The organism is Lentilactobacillus parakefiri (assembly GCF_002157585.1).
In the GTDB taxonomy this organism is placed as follows: Bacteria; Bacillota; Bacilli; order Lactobacillales; family Lactobacillaceae; genus Lentilactobacillus; species Lentilactobacillus parakefiri.
Genome location: NZ_BDGB01000110.1, coordinates 11,253 through 12,694 on the forward strand (window position 1 = coordinate 11,253; position 1,442 = coordinate 12,694).

Below are 1,442 nucleotides of genomic sequence, written 5' to 3' on the forward strand. Positions count from 1 at the left end.
CCGGAAACGTATCGGTTCCAATATCAATAGCGTTCTGTTCGGTCGAGTACTCATTCAGGCCGAAGAGGTAGCGGCTCTTTTGTGCGTCAGGGTTGGCCTTGTGGAATAGGCGCCATAGTGATTTCAGTACTTTATATTCCCGCGAATGTTTGTCGAGTTGCTTTAAACATTGAGTGCGAATGGTATCCTGGTGTAAACAGTTTTAAAATATATTGTTTTTAACTAATTTAAATCGTCGCTGTTGCGTGCGTTTACTAATCCCCGTCTTTCGTTCAATCATTTTATAGGTCATGCCTTGTTTTCGTAACTCGTAGGCAAATCTGATTTGTTCCTCAGAATACGTTTTCGGTCGCCCTTCCCGAAACAACGGATCATGTTGCTTGGCATACACTTTACCTTCTTGTGTGCGCGTGACAATCATATCGCGTTCAAACTGCGCAAAGGCGCTAAATATTGTAAAGACTAGTTGTCCAGTCGGCGTATTGTCAATTAAGCCCATATTCAAAATGTTAACTTTGACATTTTCTTTAAACAACTCTTGGATAATGGCTAAGGCCTCGCGTGTGTTCCGCGCAAACCGATCCAACTTAGTGACAATCAAAGTATCGCCTGTTTTTAGAACGCGCAACAGTTTTTGAAACTCCGGTCGTTCGGTAGTTGTGCCGGTAAACTTTTCTTGAAAGATTTTTTCTGCTCCTGCCAATTTTAGTAACTCAATTTGATTTGCTAATTTTTGATCAGTGGTACTGACCCGCGCATAGCCATATTTCATCTTTTTATCTCCTTACTTATGTCATTAAGTAATGACACGGTTCTAACCCTTTAATTATACAGTATCAAAAAACAGGCCACAACTGTTAAGTTGTGACCCTCTTTTACTGATGAAGCTAAGTTTCAAATTTTTCTTTATACTAAACTAATGTAGAAAAGTTAAGGCAGTGGATGCTTTTTATGGTCTAACAGAGTAGACTTATATGCTTAAGGGGGTCACTGAATATGAAAAAGAGAAAGTTACTTGTCTTTGCTATTATAGCAGTTGCACTTATTTTTTTGGGGGGGATTTATCTAAATTCAGACGTCTACGTAACACATCAAGTAAATACAAAGGTCAATAGAGTTATCCAGGCAAGAAATACAAAAGAACTTAAAAGAATCTCAAATGATAAAACAACTTACAAATTTTTAATTAGTTTATCCAATTCCACTCGCTGCAAAGATACGTCAGATTTTCAAGGCGGGACAAATAAGAATGCTTATTATGTAACTACACTTAATAAACAAAAAATAGGGGTTCACATGTATAAGAAGCTGTCTAAAATCTCTTAAGTAATAGTGCTAAAAACGCTAAAACGACCATTTGCAGACTGGTGGTTAATTGACGCTCACAATTTTTCCAAAGTCGCCGACAATTCTCTAGCCAACTAAAAGATCGTTCGACTACC

General features: G+C 37.9%; 2 protein-coding genes and 2 pseudogenes. 1 reads left to right on the top strand and 3 read right to left on the bottom strand.

Annotated elements, in window-relative coordinates; genetic code table 11:
- Together LPKJCM_RS11385 and LPKJCM_RS11390 are read right to left on the bottom strand one after the other, a co-directional pair.
- A pseudogene (locus tag LPKJCM_RS11385) lies at window positions 1–187 on the bottom strand (ISL3 family transposase); the annotation flags it as partial.
- A 15-nt stretch (window positions 188–202) separates the two neighbouring features.
- Window positions 203–772 carry a recombinase family protein gene (locus LPKJCM_RS11390; RefSeq protein ID WP_024855672.1) on the bottom strand — a complete coding sequence of 190 codons (570 nt, stop codon included), beginning with the start codon at window positions 770–772 and terminating at the stop codon, window positions 203–205.
- Window positions 773–996: 224 nt separating this feature from the next.
- Here LPKJCM_RS11390 and LPKJCM_RS11395 point away from each other — a divergent pair, with 224 nt between their 5' ends.
- Window positions 997–1,326, top strand: a complete 330-nt coding sequence (locus LPKJCM_RS11395; protein ID WP_087069670.1) for a hypothetical protein — start codon at window positions 997–999, stop codon at window positions 1,324–1,326.
- Here the strand turns inward: LPKJCM_RS11395 and LPKJCM_RS13635 are convergent.
- A pseudogene (locus LPKJCM_RS13635) lies at window positions 1,313–1,442 on the bottom strand (IS5/IS1182 family transposase); the annotation flags it as partial. The gene LPKJCM_RS11395 and the pseudogene LPKJCM_RS13635 overlap by 14 nt on opposite strands.

What these genes read in the sequence shown, in the direction of transcription:
- LPKJCM_RS11395 (WP_087069670.1), top strand. Translation starts at nt 997, where the DNA reads ATGAAAAAGAGAAAGTTACTTGTCTTTGCTATTATAGCAGTTGCACTT.
- LPKJCM_RS11390 (WP_024855672.1), bottom strand. Translation starts at nt 772, where the DNA reads ATGAAATATGGCTATGCGCGGGTCAGTACCACTGATCAAAAATTAGCA.